16 protein-coding genes are annotated in these 24,609 nt (G+C 51.6%); 7 read left to right on the forward strand and 9 right to left on the reverse strand.

Annotated elements, in window-relative coordinates; genetic code table 11:
• Nucleotides 1–47: 47 nt before the first annotated feature.
• Nucleotides 48–887, forward strand: a complete 840-nt coding sequence (locus tag QWY82_RS07430) for a LytR/AlgR family response regulator transcription factor (protein ID WP_290260976.1) — start codon at nucleotides 48–50, stop codon at nucleotides 885–887.
• Between the two features lie 230 nt (nucleotides 888–1,117).
• On the opposite strand, the gene QWY82_RS07435 is transcribed toward QWY82_RS07430, so the two are convergent.
• The 3 genes from QWY82_RS07435 to QWY82_RS07445 form a co-directional block, all read right to left on the reverse strand.
• Complete coding sequence (locus tag QWY82_RS07435; protein WP_290260978.1) at nucleotides 1,118–1,591, reverse strand: CBS domain-containing protein; 474 nt, start codon at nucleotides 1,589–1,591, stop codon at nucleotides 1,118–1,120.
• Nucleotides 1,592–1,997: 406 nt separating this feature from the next.
• The gene (locus QWY82_RS07440; RefSeq protein ID WP_290260981.1) at nucleotides 1,998–3,086 is read right to left on the reverse strand and encodes an efflux RND transporter periplasmic adaptor subunit; all 1,089 of its coding nucleotides are present in this window, start codon (nucleotides 3,084–3,086) and stop codon (nucleotides 1,998–2,000) included.
• A complete protein-coding gene (locus tag QWY82_RS07445) occupies nucleotides 3,079–6,414 on the reverse strand; it encodes an efflux RND transporter permease subunit (protein ID WP_290260983.1) in 3,336 nt (1,111 codons plus the stop codon). Before QWY82_RS07445 ends, QWY82_RS07440 begins: the two co-directional genes overlap by 8 nt.
• A 105-nt stretch (nucleotides 6,415–6,519) precedes the next feature.
• Here QWY82_RS07445 and QWY82_RS07450 point away from each other — a divergent pair, with 105 nt between their 5' ends.
• From QWY82_RS07450 to QWY82_RS07460, 3 genes are all read left to right on the forward strand, one after another.
• Complete coding sequence (locus QWY82_RS07450; RefSeq protein ID WP_290260984.1) at nucleotides 6,520–6,708, forward strand: YgaP family membrane protein; 189 nt, start codon at nucleotides 6,520–6,522, stop codon at nucleotides 6,706–6,708.
• Nucleotides 6,709–6,770: 62 nt separating this feature from the next.
• Nucleotides 6,771–7,124, forward strand: a complete 354-nt coding sequence (locus QWY82_RS07455) for a rhodanese-like domain-containing protein (protein WP_290260986.1) — start codon at nucleotides 6,771–6,773, stop codon at nucleotides 7,122–7,124.
• Nucleotides 7,125–7,238: 114 nt separating this feature from the next.
• Nucleotides 7,239–7,700 carry a hemerythrin domain-containing protein gene (locus tag QWY82_RS07460; RefSeq protein WP_290260988.1) on the forward strand — a complete coding sequence of 154 codons (462 nt, stop codon included), beginning with the start codon at nucleotides 7,239–7,241 and terminating at the stop codon, nucleotides 7,698–7,700.
• 86 nt (nucleotides 7,701–7,786) lie between these two features.
• Here QWY82_RS07460 and QWY82_RS07465 read toward each other — a convergent pair whose 3' ends face one another.
• The 4 genes from QWY82_RS07465 to QWY82_RS07480 all read right to left on the reverse strand — a co-directional run bounded on the left by QWY82_RS07465 (nucleotide 7,787) and on the right by QWY82_RS07480 (nucleotide 11,185).
• On the reverse strand, nucleotides 7,787–8,215 hold the full coding sequence (locus tag QWY82_RS07465) for a hypothetical protein (RefSeq protein WP_290260990.1): 429 nt from the start codon (nucleotides 8,213–8,215) through the stop codon (nucleotides 7,787–7,789).
• Between the two features lie 18 nt (nucleotides 8,216–8,233).
• Nucleotides 8,234–8,680 carry a hypothetical protein gene (locus tag QWY82_RS07470; protein ID WP_290260992.1) on the reverse strand — a complete coding sequence of 149 codons (447 nt, stop codon included), beginning with the start codon at nucleotides 8,678–8,680 and terminating at the stop codon, nucleotides 8,234–8,236.
• Between the two features lie 170 nt (nucleotides 8,681–8,850).
• On the reverse strand, nucleotides 8,851–10,935 hold the full coding sequence (gene feoB / locus QWY82_RS07475; RefSeq protein ID WP_290260995.1) for a ferrous iron transport protein B: 2,085 nt from the start codon (nucleotides 10,933–10,935) through the stop codon (nucleotides 8,851–8,853).
• Nucleotides 10,936–10,960: 25 nt separating this feature from the next.
• Nucleotides 10,961–11,185 carry a FeoA family protein gene (locus QWY82_RS07480; RefSeq protein ID WP_290260997.1) on the reverse strand — a complete coding sequence of 75 codons (225 nt, stop codon included), beginning with the start codon at nucleotides 11,183–11,185 and terminating at the stop codon, nucleotides 10,961–10,963.
• A gap of 245 nt (nucleotides 11,186–11,430) precedes the next feature.
• Between QWY82_RS07480 and QWY82_RS07485 the strand changes: the two genes are divergently transcribed.
• From QWY82_RS07485 to QWY82_RS07495, 3 genes are all read left to right on the forward strand, one after another.
• Nucleotides 11,431–12,633 (forward strand): MFS transporter, encoded by a 1,203-nt coding sequence (locus QWY82_RS07485; RefSeq protein ID WP_290261000.1) that lies wholly within the window; start codon nucleotides 11,431–11,433, stop codon nucleotides 12,631–12,633.
• A gap of 76 nt (nucleotides 12,634–12,709) precedes the next feature.
• Nucleotides 12,710–13,900: a GAF domain-containing sensor histidine kinase gene (locus tag QWY82_RS07490; RefSeq protein WP_290261002.1), complete on the forward strand. Its 1,191-nt coding sequence runs from the start codon at nucleotides 12,710–12,712 to the stop codon at nucleotides 13,898–13,900.
• 171 nt (nucleotides 13,901–14,071) lie between these two features.
• Complete coding sequence (locus tag QWY82_RS07495; protein WP_290261004.1) at nucleotides 14,072–14,719, forward strand: hypothetical protein; 648 nt, start codon at nucleotides 14,072–14,074, stop codon at nucleotides 14,717–14,719.
• Here the strand turns inward: QWY82_RS07495 and QWY82_RS07500 are convergent.
• Together QWY82_RS07500 and QWY82_RS07505 are read right to left on the reverse strand one after the other, a co-directional pair.
• Entirely contained in the window at nucleotides 14,712–18,635 is a 3,924-nt protein-coding gene (locus QWY82_RS07500; protein ID WP_290261006.1) for an EAL domain-containing protein, read from the reverse strand. The two genes, QWY82_RS07495 and QWY82_RS07500, sit on opposite strands and share 8 nt — an antisense overlap.
• 372 nt (nucleotides 18,636–19,007) lie before the next feature.
• A complete protein-coding gene (locus QWY82_RS07505; RefSeq protein WP_290261008.1) occupies nucleotides 19,008–24,602 on the reverse strand; it encodes an alpha/beta fold hydrolase in 5,595 nt (1,864 codons plus the stop codon).
• Nucleotides 24,603–24,609: the final 7 nt, after the last annotated feature.

Below are 24,609 nucleotides of genomic sequence, written 5' to 3' on the forward strand. Positions count from 1 at the left end.
TAGTGGCCAGTTTACAGTGAGTGTTCATAGAGCTAGGAAGACAGACTTTGACCTTTGCAGATTATCAACGCCATCAAGTTTGGTGGAACATCCTTATTTTCGGTGGCGCCATTTTGCTCGATGTTAGCGTTAATGCTACCAGCGTCTTGATGGAGCATCGCTTGTCTGGCGAGGCCACCGCCGCGTGGGAGCCCTTTGTATGGGAATCTACTAGCGCTTTGAGCTTTGTTTTGTTGCTCCCGCTTATTCTTGGTTTTGATCGGCGCTACCCGCTGGGCTGGGGCTATTGGTCTCGGAATGGTTGGCGCCACTTCTTGTTTAGCGTGTTCGTCTCTATCAGCCATGTGTTGTTGATGTTCGGTTTGCGCGGGTGTATTTACTATGCCATCGGCTGGGACTATCAGCCGGATGAGTGGGATTGGGTGTTTATCTATGAGTACCGGAAGGATTTTTTAACCTATGCCTTGATTCTCGCCATTAGCTATACCCACCGCTTTGTGGTGGGGCGCTTGGCCGGTGAGGCGGCCTTCGTGGGTGAGGGCGAGGAGAGCGAAGCGCGCACGAGCGAGCGTTTCTTAGTAAAGAAGCTGGGCAAGGAGTTCGTGATTCAATTAAAGGATGTGGATTGGATGGAGTCTGCAGGGAATTATGTCAACCTTCATGTGAAAGATCGCGTTTACCCCGTGCGCACTACGATGGCACAAATGGCGACCGATGTATCGGAGCGCGCATTTTGCCGTATTCACCGCTCGGTGTTGGTTAATTTAGCGCGTATAGCGCACTTGGAAACGCTCGAGTCTGGCGATGGGACCGTCACCTTGGTGGGCGGGCAAAGGCTTAAAATGTCGCGTCGTTACCGTGCGCAATTAAAAGCCTGTATGAATTAAGTTTTTATCTGTTAGCCTATTGGAAGCCTCAAGCCTCAAGCCTCAAGCCTCAAGCCTCAAGCCTCAAGCCTCAAGCCTCAAGCCTCAAGCCTCAAGCCTCAAGCCTCAAGCCTCAAGCCTCAAGCCTCAAGCCTCAAGCCACAAGCTAAAATAGTTCTTGCGCGCCTAATATCTATGTGCACCATAATGGCTTGCAGGGGGCGGCCCCCCGCATTGCAGCTTTGTCACTTTTACGTTTCGGCAATAAGGCCGAGAATATCCGAGGTGGAAACAACGCCCTCAATTTGTTTGTCGCGGGTGACGAATACGCGATGAATGCCATTGCCGACCATGGTGCGGCAGATGTCCTTAATATTGCAGTTTGGCTCGACCGATATCACTTCCTTATTCATAATTTGATGAACCGTGCAGCTCTCTTCTGCGGTCAGGCTCCAAGATTCTAAATCTTTCTCATGAAAATTGAGCGCGTAGCACTCTTGATAGTAATCTTTCAGTTTGGCGAGTTTCTGTTCTCGGCCTGAGTTTTCAAAATTGAAGACGTCGGTCACGCTAACCACACCGACTAATTCATGATCGGATGCGACGACAGGGGCGCCGGTTATCTTATGTTTGCGAAAGAATTCACCGAGGTATTTGATCGACCAACCCTCGTAGGCAAATAGTACTTCCGTTTTCATAATGTCTTTGGCGGTGAGTGCTAGCATAGTTTTCTTCCTTATAGGGCATAGCGTCTGCAAGGTGTTGCGGAGTTGGGTACCTGCGTTATAGAGACTACAAAAGTTAGGTGCTAAATACTACTAAGCGCCATTTCGCGGCCTCAGCAAATACAGTTTAGTTGATCTCTCGCAAGATTTTAGTCGGCCCAATGGAAGGTTATTTTTAACAGCGCGTGGCACAGGGTGTCGTGCGCCCTAATGGTGCAAACTTTAATTATTACTTTTAGCTAGCCCATTAGATTACCTGGACTTTACGGCCAGCAGCTTAGCGAACTGGTTGAAGCGATTTAAGCGCTGGTGCGTTTAAGCAGAGGCTGAATAGCGTGGCCTTGGCCACGAGTGCTGCCGCGGATGGCCGCACTCATTCATGGGACTTCTAGGACAGGTCGCGGGCTTAGTGTCGCGTGGCTTCGGCCCGTGTCGGGATGGGTAAAATCCTATCGCCGTCGGTTAAGCCAGAGAGAACTTCTATCTCGCCGCCATAGGTATTGCCGAGTTTTACGAAGCGGCGATAGGCCTGGCCATCTTGTAATACCCAAACCAAGTCCAGCTGGCCAACAGTCACGATTCGATCGGCGGGAATGCGAATTTGTTTAAGGCTTCCCGCTGGCACCAGCAGGCGGGCGTACATGCCGGGCTGCAATTGGGCGTTGAATGGCATGCGCACTTTAATTAAAAAGCTGCGCGACCCTGGGTCGGCCGCGGGCACTCGCTCTTCCAGTTCGGCATCGATTTTTAATTTCAGCGCTGGAATTTCCACCTGCAATAATTGGTTTTCTTTTAGTGTCAGTGCCAGTTGTTCGCGCACTTGGGCTTCTACCCTTAGGGTGAGAGGGTTATAGAGCGTTAACAGTTTGCTACCGGGCGCTGCGGTATCGCCCGGTTCGGCAAATCGGTCCACTACACGGCCGTCGATGGGCGCTTTAATCTCAGCATAGCTGACGGCGATATTCGCCTCTTGCAGGGCTTGTTGCGCGGCGGCGAGGTCGGCTGTGAGTGCATCGTGGTTGGCGCGCGCCTTATCTAAATCAGCGGCCGCGAGCAGGCCTTGTTGTTGCAACTTAATGGCACGTTCTAAATTTTGTTGTGCTTCTGTTAACCGCGCGCTCACTGCGCGAATTTGCTCGCCGGCCTGTTTAGCTTTAGAGGTTAAATCAGTCTTTTCCAGGGTGAGTAATAATTGCCCTTGTTTAACGTCATCGCCGGAGCGCACCTTGATGGCGGTGATGCGCGCCATGATGCGGGCCGAGATAACCGTTGCCTGTTTGGCTTCTACCGACGCCGGTACCGCTTCATAGATGGCATAAGTAGCGGAACTTACTTCAAGCCCTTGATCGCTACTGACGTTGTTACTATTTTCGGCATTTTGCCCGGCACCGGGCGCTAATTTATCGCTGAACAAGCCGGCCATCCAAGCCACCATTAATAATAAAACGATGACGGCTAGCGTTGGTAAGCCCCAACGCTTAATCAGACTATTCATGAGCTAAACCTTCTTGAGTCATATTTTCTTCTGCGCCGAATACCAGCAGATACACCACCGGTACGACAATGAGGGTAAATAGGGTAGAGGCGATAATGCCGAAAATGATGGCGAGTGCGAGCCCGGAAAAAACCGGGTCCAAAATAATCACTAGATTACCCAGCAGCGTTGTGCCCGCGGTGAGTAGAACGGGGCGCATGCGCACGGCGCCGGCGTTGACGAGCGCCTCTTTAATCGATGCGCCGGCGGCGCGCGCCTGAGTAATAAATTCCACTAAAATAAGCGAGTTGCGCACCACAATACCGGCCAATGCAATCATGCCGATCATCGCCGTGGCGGTGAACAGCACCGGCTCTGGGCTTCCGGCAATCGTCCGCTCGCCAAATTGATTGAGCAACCAAAACCCAGGCATGATGCCAATAATGGTGAGCGGAATTGCAGACATGATAATGAGCGATAAGGCTGTGGACGCCGTTTGCAAATACAGCACCGCAAAAATAGCCACCAGTGCAAAAGCGAAAGCGAGGCCCATATCTCTAAACACATCTTTGGTGATTCGCCATTCACCTTCACCGGTCCATTTGATGCTGGTGCCAGCGGGTAGGGTCCAGCCGTCGCCGGGGCCGCGGATAAAACTTTCTATGAAGTTTCTATTTTTCCAGTCGCTACGTGCTTCACCGGCCGGTTGGTTCATGTCGGCATTTACATCGGCGATGACTTCTGCCGGCGTGCGACCGTTAAGTTCGGCCATTACGTAGGCGACGGGTTTTAAATCTTTGTGGTGAATCGTGTGATCGGTGTAGCCCTGCTCAAACTGGCCAAGTTCACCAATGGGCACAAGCGGCTGCGGTGCGCTCTCCAAACCCTGTAAAGTATTTTGTTGCACTATGCCGGCCCGGCCTTTGACGTTTAAGCGCGCAAAATCGTTCAAGTGCACGCGGTTTTCTGGCGCTAGGCGCAAGTAAATCGGCAGCGGGTTAGCCGCTCGCTCTGTGTGCTGAAAGCCCTGTAAAAATCCGGCTGCGTAACCAGCGTTGGCCATGGCCAAGGTTTGATTGATGTCATCGGTAGATACACCCGACAGCGCGGCCTTTTGTTTGTCGACGATAAAGCGCTGGCGACTTTTTTGCGCTTCTACCGTTGAATCAATTTCGCTGACATGAGCTTCGCGCATTAGCCGAGCCATTAAGATTTTAGCCGCCGCTTGTTGGCTCTGATAAGAGGTGAAGCGATCACCGTAAATCTCCGCGACTAAGGTGCTTAACACCGGTGGGCCTGGCGGGACTTCAACTACTTTGATGTTCACGCCGTCTTGGTTTAGTGGCGCAAGTAGTTCGCGCAAGCGAAGCACAACGCCGTGCGATTGATGCTCTCGCTCTGTTTTGTCAATGAGTGTTAGGCGCAAGTCTGCCGTATGGGGCGCTTCGCGTTGGTAGTATTGGCGCACCATGCCATTGAAGTCGATGGGCGACGGAATGCCGACAAAGGCTGCTACGGCTCGCACTTCCGGCACTTGGCTTACCTGTGCGGAGATGCGACGCGTCATCGCCGCGGTTTGTTCCAGCGAGCTACTTTCCGGCATGTCGACAATAATTTGCACTTCGTTTTTGTTATCGAAGGGCAACAGCTTTAGTGGTACCGCGCGCATCATTGGTAAAAGGGCCGCGCCTAGGAATAGCCCGAGCATTAACCAGAGTACGAGCTTTGCTTTGCGCGGATTTTCTAACAAAGGTGTAATCAGGCGCGGGTATAGGCTACCTTGGTTTACGTTAACGGGTTCCTGGCTTGGGTCATCGGCACGTAAAAGCTTCGATGCCAACCAAGGTGTCACTAAGAAGGCCACTAAGGTGCTGGCGACCACAGAAACCGGCACATTAAATGCCATGGGTGCCATGTAAGGCCCCATCATCCCGGTGATAAATGCCAGCGGTACGAAGGCAAGTACAATACTGACAGTGGACATCACCAGCGGTACTTTAATTTCACCGATGGCGGCAACGATACGATCGCTTTTATCGCCTTTGCCGTCTTTTAAAAAGCGCGAAATATTATCGACCCCCGTGATAGGGTCGTCGACCAGTAAGCCAAGCGATAAAATCAGCGCAAACAGGGTAACGCGGTTAATGGTGTAGCCAAAGGCCATGTCTAAACCGAGTGTGGCACCATAGCAAATAGGCACCGCTAAACCGACCACCAAGGCCTGGCGCCAACCGAGGAAGACACCGATAAAAATCACCACCGTGAATATGGCGAAGCCGAGGCTGCTGGTGAGGTTGTTGACTTTTTCGTCGGCGGTCTGGCCGTAGTCGCGCAGCACCTCGAGATGTATTTCCGGTGGCAAAAGTTTGGCGCTGACGTCGGCCATTAATTCGTGTACGGCAGCGGCAACAGAAACGGCGTTGGAGCCGCGCTGCTTGGCAATGGATAAGCTCACCATGGGGTAGCCGTCGTTTGCCGCTTTAAAGGCGGGGTGGCCGGGTGCGAAATCTATCCAGGTGTAGTAACTGGGCTCGGCCGGGCCGTCGTTAATGTGCGCAACTTCTTGTAAGTACACCGGCACGCCGTCAATCACATTGACGACCAGTTGTTTAAGTTCCTCGAGGCTGCGAATAAAGTCGCCGCTTTCCATTTCGATGGCTTGATTGTTAAACGCCCAATAGCCGCCCGATTGCAACAGGTTAGACACTTGCAGTGCGGCAACGATATCGGCGGTGGTGGTTTTGCGCGCGCTCAAGCTTTCCGGGTCTATGTACACCGTCACAGTGCGCGGCCTGCCACCCACCACATTCACTTCACTGGTTTGGGGAATCGCTTGTAGGGAGGTAGATAATTCTTCGGCGAACCGGCGCAATTCGAAATCTGTGTAGCGCTCGGGCTTATCGCTCCACAGCGCCAGCACCATGATGGGCACATCGTCGACCTCAACCGGCCGCACCAGCCACTGTTCGACCACGCCCGGTATTTTATTTTGGTTCGAGAATAACTTGTTGTAGGTGTTGAGAATGGCGTCTTCGCGGTCTTCACCCACATAAAAGCGCAGCGTAACGGCGGCTCGACCAGTCATGGAGCGCGAGTAGACGTGTTCAACACCGGGTATTTGGGCGAGTAATTTTTCCAGCGGCGTGGTGACCTGCTTTTCTACTTGCTGTGCCGCTAAGCCAGGGGCTTGCACCAGCACATCGACCATGGGCACCACTATCTGTGGCTCTTCTTCGCGCGCAGTGAATTGCAGGGCGAGCACACCCGCAAGCAGCGAAATGATGAAGATGAACAGCGGCAGGCCACCTTTTAGGGTCGCGTGAACAGTGTTATCGATCCAGTTATTCATAGGCGGTGTCTAGCGTGAGTGAGCGATGTTTAAGTTTAAATCAGATGTTGCTAATTAAGCAATGTCTAATATATTATGATTTTAGCTTGAATAGGAGGCTATGTTATGACCATTAATGAAGCTTTACGGCTTATTGCCGGCGTTGTTGTGCTTGTGAGTGTAGCGCTTGCTGTCGGGGTTAACCCTTGGTGGTTGGCGTTGACCGCCTTTGTAGGTGCTAATCTGCTGCAATCGGCCTTTACCCGCTGGTGCCCCATGATGACGTTATTGAAGAAGTTAGGGCTGCCGGCTTAGTTGTGAGCAGCATGGGTGCTGCATTTACTTTAGAAAGTCGTTGAACATAAGGAGAAAGGTCAATGTCACTATTAACGGTTCCAGCGCTCGTTGCTGAGGCGCGTACTAAGGTGCGCTGTATTACCGCGGCACAGGCTAAAATTGAAATCGCTGCTAACCAGGGCTTGCTCTTGGATGTGCGAGAGCCGGCGGAAGCCGCACTGAAAAGTGTTGCTGGCGCAATCAATGTGCCGCGCGGGGTCTTGGAAATGAAGATGGGCGAGCTGTGTTCGTGTGCGGAGCAACCCATCTACATACATTGCGCCACTGGCGGCCGCGCCGCCCTCGCGGCTGAGCAGCTGGTACGCATGGGCTACCAGCAAGTTAGCGCGATAACCTGCGCTGTTGATCAGGTGTGTTTTAGTCTCGGTAGCTAGCATTAGCGTGACGCATGGGTGGTACTGCCATTCCTTTAGGGGTAGTGGTTGGGCTATGGCTGCTAAGATCGCGTAGACTTCAAGATCGATTTTATTCGTTGATTGGAGGCAAGTGTGTCCCGTTGCTTGGCGGTTACCGATTTCTTTGTACGCGACCACGATCGTTTAGATTGCTTGTTGGAAGCCGCTTACTACGCCGATGATGTCGATCACAGTCGGGCGCTGTTTGCGGCTTTTCGATTTGGGCTAGAGCGTCATATGGCGTGGGAAGAGCAGTTGTTATTTCCGCTGTTTGAGCAGAAGACTGGCTGGGTCGACGTAGGGCCTACGGTGGGCATGGTGGCAGAGCACCAGCAAATTAGGCTACTGCTCGCGCTTATGGCGCAGTATGATTTTCCTGTCCACGCGCCGGAAGCAAAAAAACTACAATCTATTCTTGCTTGTCATAACAACCGCGAAGAGCGGATTGTGTATCCAGGTATCGATGACGATTGCACTGAGGTAGAAATTAAAACCTTGCTCGCAGAGCTGTACGATAATCTTGCGCAGGCGGACGATTTATATTTGGTTATGTAGTTCAATCGCCGATATGAGCGGGCTTGGAGCTGCGCGCCGCCCCGTCAGAAAAGGCCTTTCGCTGCGGCGCGCGTTATAAATTCCGATTATTGTGCTGCTAATTTAGTGTAAGCGTCGGCAATGGCGAGGTCGTGAATGGCTTTGGTTATGCCACGGCGTAAATTCGAACGCCAGCGGTCGATATAGGCCTGTTCAATCTCACACTTTTCACGTTTCGCGACCACGCAGTTGATGCGCTTTTCCGACAGTGATGCTACGTCGATCTGAGTCGCGCTGTAGCTGATAGCAACCCGCAGTTCGTAGTCTTTATAAACAAGCTTTGCGATTAAGCCGCTGGCATCTTCTGACTCTACGAGCCAATCATATTGTTGCATGCCTTTTTTTATTGCTGCGGCCGGATCGGTCACATAAGCTTGAATCTTGATGGGATCTTGGTACAAAGTGTGGGCCAAGGCTTTTTGGCATAAGCTAAACAGTGCTACGACGGCAACAAGGATTGCGCAATAGTTTTTCATGGTTTCTTCCTTGGTAATTTACAGAGCTCGGCTCAGATCTTTGCGAAAGTTGGCGCCATACTTAAAATAGTTTCGATGAATTTTGTAGCAAAAATAACCGACCAATTTTTCGCATGCGTAGGCATTAATACCACCACCGTATTTGATTTGTACGGCTTGGTCATTGTATTCAACGCGGTGAAATATCGCGTGGCCCTTATAGTCCCAACGGCAGGTTATAAAACCCTCGCCTTCCTCTTCGAGTAGACATGCTGGGCCTTTGATACTTTGCATAGTGCGCAGAATTACCAGCCTTGCGTTCGCTGCACTTTGACTCGAGTTAGGGATGATATCGTAAAGTTTGCGCATTGTTTTTTCTTTTGCGCTGCCGCGACCTTGGTCTTGATAGACAAATTCACTCGGTTCAGCCTGAGCTTGAATGTTGATGGCAAGGCATAGTGCGATACCAAGAAGGGCTTTCCACATAGCCAATATCCTTTGTAGCGTGGCGTTAAAATAATGGGCTGCATCATAGTGCAAAACAGGGCAAAAGTGTGTTGCTAAAAGTTTTGGACCGATGAGAGCGAAGCTATTGTCAGCAATTTTCTGCAAAAAAAATACCTGCATATGCAGGTATTTTTTTGCAAAACCGCAGGTTAAGCAATATTAATAACGTTGATTTCACCTAGGTGTTTTTCTCTAACTCGTTTCACAATTAGCCAATACACCAGCGCTAGTACCAGCGTTGAGCCAATAAACCAGAGGCTGGAGTAGAGCGGTTGCTGCAGGATTAAACTGAGCTGCCATAAATTACTGGCGATCCAGTAGGACAGCATCAAGCTCCAAATCAGTGAGAAGCGCAACCAGCCCGAGCCCGCTTCCCGCTGCATGGCGCCAAGAGTGGCAACGCAGGGCGCGTACAAGAGCACGAAGGCAAGGAAGCAGAAGGCGGCCCAGGCAGACGGGAAGAGGTTACCGATAGGGTTATCGGCAATCAGCGGTACGTCCGCGTCGGCATCTGGCACTGGCTCTAAACCAAACATGGCTTTGGTGTTGTCGGCCACGCTGGTGAATGCGGCGCCTAGGTCGCCGATGAAATCGGGCATGGGAACCTCGGCATCGGCGTTTACATCGGCGTCTTCCCGGGTGTAAAGCGTTTGGATGGTGCCCACCATGACTTCTTTAGCAAACAGGCCGCTGAATAAACCGAGGGTTGCCTGCCAGTTATCTTCGCCTATACCCATGGGGGTGAGGGCCGGGGTTAATTTTTTGCCTATCCACGCGAGTGCGGAATCCGAGCTGCCGGGTGCGCCCCAGCTGCCATCGGTTTTGACCGCCCCCAAGCAGGACAATACGATTACCACCAGCATAATGCGCTTGCCGGCGCGCAGCATGAAGCTGTGCAACCGGTGCCCGGCTTGGGTGAAAACATTGCGCCACACCGGGCGGCGGTAGGAGGGCATCTCCAAAATAGAAGGCTCGTGATAGCGGCCAAACAGGGTTTTGCGCAGCAGCCAGGCCGAGCCAACGGCGACCAGTATGCCGAGCAGGTAGAGCGAGAAAATGGCGAGGCCGGCTTGCTCCGGAAAAAAGGCGCTACCGACAAACACGTAGACCGACAGGCGAGCGCTACAGGACATAAACGGTGCGATAAAAATCGTGGTCAAGCGCGCCGAGGTGGAGCTGAGCGAGCGCGCCGCCATGACCGAGGGCACGTTGCAACCGAAGCCGACAATGAGCGGAATAAACGCTTGCCCAGGTAGGCCGATGCGGCTCATCACCCCGTCGATGACAAAGGCCGCGCGCGCCAAGTAACCCGAGTCTTCGAGCCAGCTCATACACAGGTAGAGTGCGCCAATGACGGGAATAAAGGTGGCGATCAGTTGCAGGCCGGCGCCGACGCCGTCGGCCATGAAGGCGATGAGCCAGGCGGGCGAGCCGAAGCCGGCGAGTACCCAGCGCAAGCCCTCGACAATCCAGCTGCCGAGCCAAATATCGAAGAAGTCGATAAACACCGCGCCAAACTGTACCGACACCATAAAGAGCAGATACATCACAAACAAAAAGCTTGGAATCGCCAGCGCCGGGTGCAACAGCCAGCGGTCTATGCGCTCGGTCAGTGTTGGCTCGCCGGTGAAGGTGGTGGCCTTGTCGACGGCGCTAATTAGGCCCTCTAAACTGAGTTCGTTGCGCGGCAGCGGCTGGCAGGCGCAATCGTCGCCGTCTTCTGTGGCGGGCGCTGGCGTTGAAGTGAGTGCTAACTCTAGCGTCTTTTCTAGGGCTTTTAAGCCGGTTTGTTTGGCGGCGGATACTTCCACCAGGCGCTCGCCCAAGAGCAGCTTGAGTTCGGTTAAATCCAGCTCGAGGCCATGATCGGCCAAGGCGTCCATCATGTTCAGTGCGATAACCACGGGCCGGCCTGTGGCTAACAGCTGAGGGATAAGCTCGGCCTGACGCCGCAATTGGGTGGCGTCTATCACCAGCAAAATGGCGTCGGGTTGGGCGTTTTTGAGGTAGTCGTTGGTGACTTTGGCGTCGATGCTCAGCGGGCAGTCAGTGAGCATGTGCACACCGGGCAGGTCAATTAACTCAACCCGCTCAGCGCCAACTTTGAATTCGCCGATTTTTTGCTCGACGGTGACGCCGGCCCAATTACCGGTGCGTTGATTGGATTTGGTTAAAACGTTGAAGAGGGTGGTTTTGCCGCAGTTGGGGCTGCCCACCAAGGCAATTTGTTTCACACGATGACCTAATAGTAAGGGAAAATTAAACCGCTACTTCTATGGCGGCCGCATCTTCCTGGCGGATGGCATACAGGGCGCCATGTACTTTGGCTTGCAAGGGGCCACGCCCTTGCGCTTTGTGCAATATTTCGATCGGCGCGCCGGGCGCTATACCCAGCTGCGAACAGTGGCTGTGCAACACATGGTTGCTACCCTTAATGCTAATGACGCGAGCAGATTGGCGCAGATCGAGCTGATCTAATGTCACGTTATTGTCCTTCGGCTCAAGCCGATTGAGAGAATGCCAGAACCTGCTAGTTTACCGGTGATCGAGATGTAAACCAAGATGAGAACCATTATCTTTTGTAATTATTTTCTTATCTATGCTTTGGATCAACCCAATTTCACTAAGGGCGGGCTATTCCTACCCAGTATTGCGCGCGAGTTAGGTTACACTGGGGCTCTGTTAGATCTGCTTTTGATTGTTTAACTTTTTGATTTAGAAGGTTTTTTGTGTCTGAATTGCCATCTTCGAAGTTGCTGTTGTTCACCGCTGCGGCCCTTGTGGCGCTGTCGCCCTTGGCAATGGACAGCTATTTGCCTGCCATTCCGGCGCTGGCCGACTATTTAGGGGTAAGTGCTGGTGCCGTAAGCTGGACAGTGAGTAACTTTTTACTGGGCCTCGCGGCTGGGCAGTTGATTGGTGGCGCTATTTCAGACCAGAAGGGTCGGCGCCCGGTGGTGCTGTTTGGTCTAATCTTGTTTGCCCTTAGTTCACTGGCCCTGGTGTTTATCGACAGTTTGTGGTCCGCCAACGGCTGGCGTTTACTGCAGGGTTTTAGTGGTGGTGTGGTGATGGTGAGCGCCATCGCCATGGTAAAGGATATTACCCCGCCTGAGCGCTTGGCTGCGCAAATTGCCCAGATCATTTTTGTGGTCATGCTCACGCCTATTATCGCGCCCATCATTGGCGCGGCTATGTTGCCCCTAGGCTGGCAGAGTATTTTTATATTGTCGTTGGTAGCCGCCGTTTTATTGTTACTGCTGGTCGTGGGTTGGGTGCAGGAGTCCAATGCTCACATCACCGGTAAGCTCTCCTTAAGTGGCGCCTTGGCGCAATATGGTTATGTCTTACGGTTTCAGCGCGATGGCGTTTACATTGCTCGCTGGCAGGCATTGAGCCTGAGTTGCAGCGCTTTGTTGGGCTTGGTGTTCGTCACCGCCTCTGGGCCTATCATCATGGATGAATACGGTTTGGCGCCGGAACAGTTCCCCTATGCCTTTGGCGCATTCGCGGTATCCATACTGGTGGGTAATCGCATCGGAAAATGGATGGTTGGGCGATTCCCTGCACACATCATTTTCAGACGCGGTGTGTGGATACAGCTGGCTGCAATCGTTGCGTTACTGGTTGTGCTCGGCTTCGTACAGCCGCCTCTGTGGCTGGCATTGGCGCTCATGATGGTGGCCTTTGGCACAGGGGCTGCTATTGGGCCTTCCGGCTCAGCCATGTTTCTAAATTTGCTGGACAAACATTTTGGCAGCGCCACGGCGTTCGAGACTACGCTTAGGTTTAGCCTCGGGGCGCTGCTCGGCAGTTTGGCGACGGCGCTGCCCATTGGTCACTTGTTGGCAACAACGCTCATCATGTTCGTAAGTTTACTGCTCAGTTTGTGGTCTTCTACCGTGACCAGACGTTTTTGGCGAAGCCTCTAATAGCCACATATGAATCGCGGTGATTACTTGAGGCTTGTCTATACTGGGTATTCCACGAACGTCTAATGAGACCACCATGAAAAGCGCCCCCGATCATCCTCTGGAGTCTGCCCGCATGTCGGCGCTGTTGGGCTACGAGGTGCTCGATAGCCAAGACGAGACTGCATTTGACGAGCTGACTGAAATCGCCAGCGCTATTTGCGGCACAGAAATCTCCTTGATTTGCTTTGTTGATTGCGAGCGGCAATGGTTTAAGTCACGGGTTGGCCTTGAGGCCACCGAGACGCCGCGCAGCGTTGCCTTTTGCTCTCACGCGATTCTGCAACAAGGTGTTTTTGAGGTGCAAAACGCGTTAAATGATGAACGCTTTGCTGATAACCCGCTGGTTACCGGTGATCCGAACATTCGCTTCTACGCGGGTGCGCCGCTAGTGACGCCCAGTGGTTTGCCCGTCGGCACTTTATGCGTGATTGATTCAAAACCTAAAAAACTCACTAAGGTACAGCGCCGAGCGCTAATAACGCTGGCCGATCAAGTGGTTGGCCAGTTGGAGCTGCGGCTGCATAATCATCGCCTGAAGCGGGTGAATGAGCGCAGAGAAAAAATATTCTCCGTGATCGCCCATGACTTGCGTGGGCCTTTCAATAGCATATTGGGTTTCTCCCGCTCCTTATCTAAAAAAGCTGACAACACATCGCCAGCGCGTATCGCGGACATGGCTAACTCGATATTGACGGCCTCGTTGAACGTGTACCAATTGTTGGATGAGCTGTTGCAGTGGTCGCAACACCAATTGGGTGCTTTCGAGGCACAGTTTAGTGCCTGTAAGGTGATCGATTTAGTCGAGAGTAACTTGGTGCTCTTACAGGATTCTCTCGATTTTAAAGAGTTGACACTGGTCATTGATGCTAGCCCAGAGTTGCAGGTAATCGCCGATCCAACCCTAACCAAGACAGTCATCAGAAATCTATTGACCAACGCCATTAAATACTCGCCTAAGCGCGGAGAGATAAAGGTAAGCGCCTGGGTTCACGACAGCGAAATTTGGCTAAGGGTTAGCGATCAAGGCAAGGGCTTATCCGACACCTTGAAGCAGCAGCTTTTCAAGGAAAGCCTAGACAGTGAGCCAGATACTGAAGGCGATATTGGCCATGGCATTGGCTTACATCTCTGTCAGGCGTTCATGCACATGCAAAACGGCAGAATTTGGTCAGACGATGTCACACTGGGCGCGTCTATCACCTTCAGCCTTCCAAAGACTCGCTAAGGTTGGTTCTTTCAGCTGAGTGTTTACCTAACTGCTGTGAGCGCCACGCTCGTGTTTAAAGATAAGCTTAGGTGCGTTGAGTTAAGTCGGTGGCCCGCGGTATCATAGCGCCTTCGGATGCGTTTTTTCAGGTCAAGGACATGGCTTATTTACCCCTGAGGCTGCTGTTTTATGTCCTCAGATAACTACACAAAGAGCATTAAAGCCCTGCTGTCGCGCGCGGTTAAGCCTAATCACCTCTCGCAAAAAACACTGGATGAACACTTCGAGTTGTTTTGCCGCGTCATGGAGCGGGGTTTTGCAATTCATACGGGCTCGTCCAACCGTCTGGTTGTTGACTACTCTTTGACAGATACCGGCTCAAACCGTCAGTTACCTAGGATTCACCCCTTAGGCAATATGAGTTTTCGCCTGCCGGAAACCTGGCTAGAGCCGAGTGACCATTTCCTATTTTACGACCCCTCCGATGAAACAGATTTTCCCCAGCTGGCTACCTATGACGACGCCAGCAATCGATTTGTGCAAGCTAAGTGGGAAGATCTGGTCGATTTAAATAGGTTACATGGACAGCAAATTTTGCCCTTGGCGAAGTTGGGCTCTTTGAAAGGCTTACATTACATTAAAGATATCGCTTGCTTGCAGCTATTTGAGCTCAATTTTGATCGCCTGTTTGAGACTGATGTAATTTTAGCTGAGCACCTTCGCGGTGTTTTGGCCGATAAAATGGGGCGTCATGTGGAAGCTTCTCGGCACTGGTTGAAAGCATCGCGCAGTGAACAAATTGCGCTCAAGTATTTGGCGAAAAAAGCAACTAAGTGATTTTGTTCTGATCTACCAACCGATGTTCAATGACAGCACTCGGTTCGGGCTTGCCAAATAAGTAACCTTGCATCTCATCGCAGTGTTTATCGCTTAAAAATTTCTGCTGCCGATAGGTTTCTACGCCTTCGGCGACAATTTTTAATTTTAAATGGTGGGCCATAGCGATGATGGTGGACGCAATGGCGGTGTCATCGGGATCGTCGGGTATGCCATCAACGAAAGATTTGTCAATTTTTAAAACGTCCATGGGGAGGTGTTTTAACCGGCTCAAATTCGAGTAGCCAGTACCGAAGTCGTCAATGGCCAGCGTAACCCCTAATTCTTTCAGATCGACCAGTGTTTCTAAGATGTTAATGTTTTCATCCATTACCATGCTTTCTGTTATTTCTAGCTCGAGATAGCGCGCTGGCAATTTATACTTATCTAATACGTATTCAATTTTTTCAATTAAGTTTTTGTCGTTAAATTGCCGAGGCGACAAATTCACCGCCATAGTGATATGGCAAATGCCGTCGGCCAGCCACTGGCTCAGTTGTTGACACGCTGTATCTAGCACCCAGTCACCGAGCGGAGTGATAAGCCCAGATTGTTCGGCCACAGGGATAAATATGTTCGGCGCGGTTAAGCCTCTGGTGGGGTGCTGCCAGCGCACCAACGCCTCAACACCGATAATTCTTCCCGTTTGATTGTTGATGCGCGGTTGGTAGTAGAGCAAAAATTCCTGCCTATCTAACCCTTTTCTGATTTCTTGCTCGAGGGTTATGCGCTCCACGGCGGTGCGGTTCATCTCTTCTGTATAGTACTTGACATTATTGCGGCCGGTTTCTTTGGCGCGGTACATGGCGGCATCGGCATTTCTGATTAAGGTGTTCGCCTCGTTACCGTCGTTGGGGTAAAGCGCTACACCGATTGAACAAGTCGCATGTAATACATGGTTTTCAACTTCAAATGGCTCGGCCATCGCGTCTAAAATTTTATGGGTGACGACTTCGGCGATGTTGTCAGAACTGCCATTTAGGATAACGAAAAATTCATCGCCGCCCAAACGCGATACCGTATCGTTGTCGCGCACGCAGTGCAGCAACCTTTCGGCGGCGTGCTGCAGGATGCGATCGCCAATGTGATGCCCTAGGCTATCGTTAATAGTTTTAAAAGAATCGAGGTCAATAAAAATAACGGCGAGCTTTTCTGAACGCCGCTGGGCATCCGCTATTGATCTATTTAGCCGATCCATACCCAAGGATCGATTGGGCAGTTTGGTGAGCGAGTCATAGAATGCTAGTTGCCTAATTTGCGATTCCCGTTGTTCGTGGCTAATAGCCAATGATGCCACGTGAGTGGCCATGTTTATTACCCTGCGGTGTTTATCGTTGGGTTTGCGCGGGGTCGAAAAATAAAGCGCAAAAGTGCCGAGCAGCTGATTTTTTGAAAAAATGGGCGTTGACCAGCAGGCGCGTAAATTATGCTTAAGCGCTAGTTCTCTGTAGTCATCCCAGAGTGGGTCGGTGGCAATATCTTCGACGATGATCTGTTTTCGCAAGTAAGCTGCAGTGCCACAGGAGCCCGCCTTTGGACCAATACTTTCTCCGTTTACAGCGGCGTTATACTCGGTGGGTAGGCTAGGCGCGGCTGCGTGCAAGAGTCGATTTCCTCCAGCATCTACCAATAGTATAGAACCGTGCATTTCAGGCGATAGCGCTTCTATATCGAGTAATAGTGCCTCCAAGCAAACCGGCAGTTCTGCGTTTCTTGCGATTAGCCCGAGAATGTGATCTTGGGTCGCCAGTAGCTTTTCATTATAGTGGCGCTCAGTGATATCCCTAACCATGCCAATAAAGTAACGCTGACCTTCGCGTGAATTTTCCGCCACACGAAGTTCCATTTTGAAAATGCTACCGTCGCGGTGTTGACCTTCCAGTTCATTACTTTTACCAATGATTTTCGGTTCGCCAGAGCCGAGATAGTTAGCCAGGTATTGGTCGTGCTGCGTGCGGTACGGCTCGGGCATGAGCATGCTAACGTTTTTACCGACGGCCTCGTCCTCCGCGTACCCAAAAATGTCGGTAGCGGCGTGATTGAACGTTAGGATACGACCCTGTTCGTCGATGGTGATAATGCCATCTATGACACTGTTTAAAATTGCTTGGTTGTTGTTCGCGCTATTTTCCAACTCGCTTTGTGCATGTCGGATGTCAGAAATGTCGGTATTTGTGCCATACCATGATAATATTTCGCCGTTGCTATTTCTTGTCGCCACTGCACGGCTCATGTGCCATATGTAGCGACCGTCGTGCCGTTTCATGCGAAACTCAGTTCGGTAGACATCGCCAGATTTTAGGCATTTTCGACCGGTTTCAAATACATAGTCTTTGTCTTCTGGGTGGATATGCTTTATCCAGGCTCCAGCTACTAAACTTTCGCAAGTTTCACCAAAGTATTCGGCACAACGTTGATTGACATAGGTCAAAGTGCCGGCGGCATCGGCTGTCCAAACATGTTGCGGCATTGCATTTGCAAGCTCCCGGAACATGGCCTCACTTTCTGCCGTTTTTCGCTCTATGATTCGTCGATTAGAAATATCCTCAAGGGTGGCGACAATATTATTTGTTTGGCCAATCCTTAAGGTGGAAAAACCGATGGCGGCTGGAAAAATACTGTTATCACTGCGCTTGACCATCATCTCGAAGTTTATCGCGCTGCTAACTTTGAGGTTGCTTTGTGTGGTGCTGCACATCAGCAAGTTATTGCCATCATCAGTTTCACCCATGATGAGTTGGAATGACGATTCGAGCAGTTGCTTGCGGGTGTACCCGGTTAGATGGCAAAGTTGCTTGTTTACGGCGATGAATTGGTAATCTGAATTGATGAACATCATTCCGCAAGGCGCCGCGTCGATTAATGCACCAAGTTGTTCACGTTGGCTTTTTTCTAAAAATTCCTGTTCTTCTTTTCGTCTATGTTGAAGCAAAATTAATATGCTAAGCAAAGCACCGATGAGAGCGATGGCTATGGATACTGTCCAAGCAGGGGTAAGGCCTAGGGTTGCATAAAAATGCTGGGTGGGTAACGCCTTTAGTTGCCACTGGCGGCCAGCCAGAGCTACGTCGCTGATATGGCTGATCACTTGTCCGCGCTTAGAACCAAAAATCCAGGTTTGAGTTGGGTTAGCCGCTTTATTATTTTTACTGTTAAAGTTAAGTCCTAACTCTGTGACCTCGACGGCGATGTGACTGCCGACATTGTCGATCCCGTTAAATAGATCTTCGATAAATAGTGGTGCAACTACCCAACCCTGATTCTCGCTTTTTGGCTCGAGTTGATAAGCAAGTACGGCAATGTAGTCTGGTGAATTGTGCAGAGTTGCGTAGGTCGATTTTAGCGGGGGCGATATTTGCAGCGTTTGTTTAGCACTTGCATCGTCGAATGTCATGCGACGTTTTTCTTCGGAGCCGAGATCTAAACCAAATACATCATTGAAAATTCCCACAGGCGCCAAATATTGGAGGACATATCTGTCGCCCGGGTGGGGATTGAACTGCCGAAAAGAAAAATCTGAATTCTCAATTATGGCTTGTTCAATAAAGGCTGCTTGATCGGCTTCACTGACACGCTTGACGACGCCGAAGGCCCGAGAGCTGGGGAATTCTTTTGGCAGTTCTCTTGACGCGATATATTGGTTAAATTTTTCTTGATCGAAGCTCTCGGCCCCCGCGACTACGGCGCCCCTCAGTCCGCGTAAACCATGTTCAAGTGCAAGAAATTGAGCTCGCCATTGCCCGGCCAGTAACTCCCCCATATGGTTCAGTTTTTGATTGATTAAGCTTTCGTTTAAATAGGCCGTGTAGATACCCCCAGCGAGACTCAGGGTAAGCGTAATTGTGCAGCATAAGGCGATGTGCTTTGTGGTAGACATGGCTTCCCAAGGTGCAGGCGTTAATAGAATCGGCGACCCTGTTAAAGGTTAGTTCAAAAATGCTGGCTGGGTGGCACCTCGATCATTCAGCTGTTTAGCGCCGCTCAGTGGAATCCAGCTTAGGGTAAGGTTGTGTATGAGCTGCTAGCCTGGTCCGCCCCCTCTTTTTTACAATAAAAACAAAGGCTTATTGGCTAAGTGCTGAAAGGTCTCAGCGCTTCGAGGCAGTCTGCTGTGCCTTTTGAGCCCTAATCGTGCGAGGGATGACACATTTGTGTTTACCTTAAAGTAGCTCGCTGCCCGGGCGGTGGGCGGGCGCCGGCGCCGAGAACTGAAAAAACGGCCATCGGTGCCCGCAGCTCGCCTCAAGGTTTAGTTGGGCGCCGGCTCAGGTCTTTTCCTTGTAGGTACCGGGCTGGTGAAGCTGAGTGCCAGCGGTATCTTGCCTTGGCTGCGGTTGAAATCGCAGTGTAGTTGCCATTGATTGTCTACTTGCTCAAAGCGCAATTCGGCAAAACCATCACCCGGGAAAAAGGATGCGTTAATGCGAACTGACATTTGGGTATGCCCTGCCGTCAGCGTTAACTGATCGTCTTCCGCAAACTCCTCCGGCTTGGTATTGACGAAGGGAATCGGTGCATAAAGACCTGAGCTGTGGATCGAGTGAATTAGTTGCGTGCCTTCAGCGTGTTGAATTTCTATCTGTGCGTGACAGGAAATATGTTCGTCGCCGGAGACAAAAAGTAAATTAGAAATTTTTTGCTCGGCAATAAAGGAGAGCAGGGCCCGTTGCTGCAGCGAATAGCCGTCCCAGGCATCGGATAGCGCCGAGGCTCCTAAGCCGGTGGTAGATCTAAGCCGTCTCGGTAGAAATATTGAGCTGGTGGATATCACTTTAGCCGCCGCTTTTGGTGTCGACTTAAGCCAATCGGTGAGCGCGCTATATTGTTCGGCACTCATAATTTCTGCGCCGGCGTTAAGCGCCGACCGGCCAGAGCGCTCGGTGCGCGCATCGACGCAAAAGAAATGAATGCCGCCGTGCTCGGCGGTTTGCCAAAGTGGCAGCGCGGTCAGTTGCTGCGACTTCTGAAAGTGCCAGCGCTGGGGTTGAAATAGCTCGTGCCGTTGGAAGCGTAAATAGTTTTCGCGCCCGGGCTTTGCGTGCACGAAATTTCGCTGGCGGCCAACGCTGAGATCCCAATCGTTCGCAATTTCGTGGTCGTCGGGCATCATGTAGCTGGGCAGTTGACGCAATACTTGAATAACCTCTGGCTGCGCTAACCAGGTTTGATAAGGCTCTATATACCGGTGGTGATAGGATTGCGCGTCGAGTACACCGGCCGTTGGGTCGACGTAAACTTGATCGCCCAGCAAAAGCATGAGTTGGGGTGGATGAGCTTGGGTTAGGCGTTGGGCTAAGCGCTGGTAGCTGGCAAATGCTGGCTGTTGGTCGGTGAGTGTCGCTGGAAATTGACAGGCGGCGACAATAAAGGAAAAGTTTTCGTCGCGGCTTGGTCGCCAGTGGATCTGGCCGCATTGTCTGTCTGTGTTGGCTTGGGCTAGGGCACTATGGTAAGCCGCTTGAAACCCGTCATCGGTAAAAATGTTGTTGAGGTGTTGGGCGGTTAGCGCTTGATAGGGGCTGTGTTGTTCTGTGAGTAAATCCATTAGGTTGTTAGGGTGTGGCGCTGATAGTGGCAACGCTTGCGTTGTAGATTGATGGTCGTGAATAAAATAACTTTGCCAAATGCCTTCGCGCTGCCCACTCGCGCGCCCTTCTAAGGTTAATTTTAGCCACTGATAGCGCATAGCCCGTGTAGCCATTAGGTGAAAGTGTTGGCTCAAGGTTTTGTCGTTTAGGGCCTGTTTAAAATCCGCGAGCGGTTTACCTGCGGCATCAACTTCAATAAAAAGCACCCAGTCTGGCCGCGACGCCGATAGATGTGTGCCTAGCATGACGGGCAGGTGGTCGTTAAGCGCTGGGCCTAAAACCGGCCCCAAACTGGGTAGCGAAAAGGGATAGCTATTTTGTGCCTTGGGTAGGTCATCTAGCTTTGCTGGTGCAACGGTCGTTGCTGTATTTTCCTCGAAGAACTGCTGAATTTTTTCGAACACGTCTTTGCAGCCATTACCAATGAGCAGATCTTGGTGGCCGTAGTTTGGGAATATATGGTTTTGGTACTTGCCCTTAGCCTGTGTCATGGCCTGTTCGAGCAGGGTTGCCGTACCCACATCGGCTAGCCCACTCTTGGCGCCGTGCAGGCTCAGTGTATTGCAGTGCCAGCGGCTACGAAAATTTTCTGGTACAGCGTAGACATTCTCACCGTCAAAATTGGTAATTTGCTCTTGCAGTGCGAAGTGAATGGTTTGGCTTAAGGTTCCCATTGAGAGGGGGCCAAAAATATCGTCGATATGTTCGAGAAGTCGGTCTGAAACATTGTCTAAGGCAAAAGCTTGGCCGTAGAGCGCGTCTATGCGCCGGCGCGTTGCCGACCAACGTATTTGTTTCCAAGAGAAGGTGGGGTTTTCTCTGCTGAACTCCTGCTCGGGATAAGGCAGCACTTGAAGGGCGCGATCAAAAAGTGATTCCACTGTTGAGGGTACGTCATTGGGCTTGAAAGTAAATGGCAAGTTGCCCATGAGATGGCGTAGATTTTTTAACAGGTAGCCCCGGGTCATATTCATCGGGCTAAAGGAAACCTTTGGCCCCACTTGCGTGAGCACTAAATTCCGAATGGCGCTGGGTAGCTGTTTGCGCTCTTTAAAGTAAGCTGCACCGGCCTGAGGTGACGTCAATATTGCCATGCTCAGCATGGCTGAACCCATGCAGTGGGCAATGATATCGCACTGCGATTGCCCCGTGGTCTGGAGTACGTGGCTTATGGCTAGCGGTATGTCTTGAAAGGCGACATCTTCAAAATGCCAGGGCAACATGGCAGATAAAAAGCCACAGGAGGTGCGCAAGTCCACTAGCCAAATATCTCGGTTGCGCTTGTGGAAATAACTGGCCGCACAATTTGGAATGGCAGGGTGGGCCCAGGTAGTGCTGGAGGCGCTGTAACCGTGCAGCATGATTAAGGGTGGTTGGTTGCTGGTTGTATTTTTATAGCGCGTTAGTCGGATGTAAATAGGCAAGCCGTTTTCTAAAGTGGCAACCTGCAACTCGGTCATTTCGGGTGCGGGTAGGCCCTTTATTTTTCCAGCAAAGCGCTGGGGTTGTTTGGTGCTCGGCGTATCGGGCAATCTAAATGTGAGTAGGTGTGTGGTCATCATTAGGCGCGCAAAATAGGCGTAAAACGAGCACAGGTCAGCGAACGCTTGTACCAAATTTTGGTGCTGAGTGATGCTGATAAGCGGTTGGTTATTGCGCGCGATATTTCGGTTATCAAAGGATAGAACAGCGGGCTTTTTTCGCGTTATTAAACCCGGAAATTGTGTAAGGGTTATGTCGGATAGCTGCCTAATGGGGTTGGCGCGACGATTGTAAGTGATGGTTTTTTTACCAGCTATGGCATAGTCATCGCGATTATCGTCAAACGCTAGAAACTCCGTCGGCCAGCCTGTAGCAGGCTTATGTACAGCGAGTTCATATAGGAATAGTCGTGCTTCGCCGGCGTAACCTGTTAGCTTTAATAAATTTTTGGCTTTTTCCGGCAGGCTCAGGGTCGAAGTGGTGGCACTCGAGTGGCGCAAGCTCTGCAGTATATCGCGTATGCCCCTATTCAAAGCCCATGCAACAGTGCCGCGCCAGTAGCGCCGTTTGGCGCTGAGTGGCTGGCGCTGCATCACCTCCAATTGACCGCTGATAGGGGCTATTAATAGCGCCGCCTGTTCAAAGGCGGACTCATTGGCGCGGCTGTTGGTGAGCTGATGCCAAGTTGTTGGCTGATATAGGCGCAGATAGCTGCAGGGTTTATCACCGTCGCTCTCGCCATTGACTTCCGACACCCTATCTTGTCTGCTGCCGTTGCCTGCGCAGGTGTAAAAATCGGTCAATGCCTTGGCTTTAAACTTGAGCGTTAACTCCGCAATGAAGGTTGCTTGGCCAGTGCTGGTGGCGAGGCTTATTTCGCCGCTCAAGCGTTCATTGACTTCAATTTTTGTAGGTGTCTGTTTTGCTTCGACGTTGGTGTCGCGCCAACGGGGTCGGACTGTTGCGATTGGGTCGAGATTTAAGCAGGCTATTTGATCGACCACATAACCCCATTGCGCGCATAAATGTTCGCTGGCGCGCAAGGCTAGTGCGCTGATGGTTAACGCCGGGTTTATGCCGAGCGCGCTTGGCATAATAGAGCCGTCTAGCACCACCAAACCTGAGTGTGTGCCGCCCACGGCATCGCCATTAAAAACTTCGCCTAGGTGATTAACCACGCCTCGATCGATAGTGTCGGCCATGGCGCAACCGCCGAGAGGGTGCACGGTGAGTAGCGGGCCTTTTGGTGCGCCGTAGAGTTCGCTTAGCGCTGCAGGCAGTGGCGACCAAGCCGGGTTGCTAAGAACGCTGCCTTTAATAGACTTTTCCGCGAGGCTTTTTAGGCGGTTTATTTGCTCGCTGAATAGCGGTTTATCTTTAACGCTCGGCCAGTGAACCTGCAGTTCGCCCTCGGCGAATACCCTGTCCTTCGGCGATTTCAGTTCGAGTTGGCCGTCGGCGCTGTCATCGCCCATGATGGCGTACAGGGAGGTGTGATTGAGGTCGTGGCGATTGAGCGATAGCGGGTCGTCGACCACAGGGCCGCTGGTGTGGTCTTGATTATTCCAATGGGTCAGGGCGTTGAGCCCATTGCTGCTGGTATAAAGTTCGGAAAATAATTGCGCGAGTGCATTGGGTACGGCCATCTCCTCAATTAGCACGCCCGCGGATTCGCGTAAATCTAAAATGCCCGTGATGGTTGGGCCAACTTGGCGGTCGCTGGGTTTTGACTCTGGCCAAGCAATGGCTTGAGCCAACATATTTTGTTTGAAACCCACGGCGATGGCGTCGCCATTGCCGGAAAATCCTTGACCTAAATGCTCGGAAAATTTTAATCGCTCGGTGGCTGAGCGCATGAGTATTTCCGTCGAGCCAAGACTGCCCGCTGCGAGAATCACTTGCTTTGCCCGCAGGTAGATAACCCCTGATTGACCTTGGCGCAATTTATCGTGGGTTAAATGACAGTGTAGGAGCCAGCCATCTTCGGACTGTGTGTCTTGTTCTAATTTACCGACGCTCACGCCGGCATAGATTTCGACGCCTTTGTGTTTGGCTTGTGCCAATAAATTGAGATCCAGAGAATTTTTTGCACCTTGATTGCAGCCGGTGACACAATCGCCACAATGGTTGCAGGCAGACATTTCAATGCCGGCTTGATTTGGTCCGTCGCGCATGGCGGTAGTAACAGGTGCCTCGGTACAATTTTCTGGTGATAGTGCCTCAAGGCTTCTGTATTTATTTGGAACTTTCCCGCTTGCACCGATGCTATTGGCGATGCTGCTATCGTCGTTGCTGGCGGCGCCCACAAGCGCTCTCGCTCGAATAAAATCCAGCCCCGCGCCATCGCGCAAGGCCATCGGCCAGCGCTGATCAAATACCGCTGGCAGGGGTGCCGCCATGATGCCGGCATTAATGAGCGAGCCGCCGCCGATGCCATTGCCGGTGAGCACATTCATGTCGCCGTTGACGCGCAGGTCGAATAAACCGTGACTTTGGCCGAAGCGACTAGCGCCGGCGAGGCCGCGCACATGGCCGGGTAATTCGGCAAAATCTTTTGGAAACATGCCAGTGAGGTATTCATCACCGCGTTCGAGTAGGCCAATGCGCAGCGGCCTGCCTTCGTGCTGGCGGCCAGCAAAGGTGTGTGCGGCTATGGCGCCGCCGTAGCCGCTACCGACAATGAGTAGGTCGAAATTAAGCGCTTGTTCCCGTCCTTGCGCCTGTTCTATGAAATTTTCAAATCGCTCAGAAATCCACTGACTAACGCGGGGCATGGGTTCT

It is taken from the genome of Simiduia curdlanivorans (genome assembly GCF_030409605.1).
Classification (GTDB): Bacteria; Pseudomonadota; Gammaproteobacteria; order Pseudomonadales; family Cellvibrionaceae; genus Simiduia; species Simiduia curdlanivorans.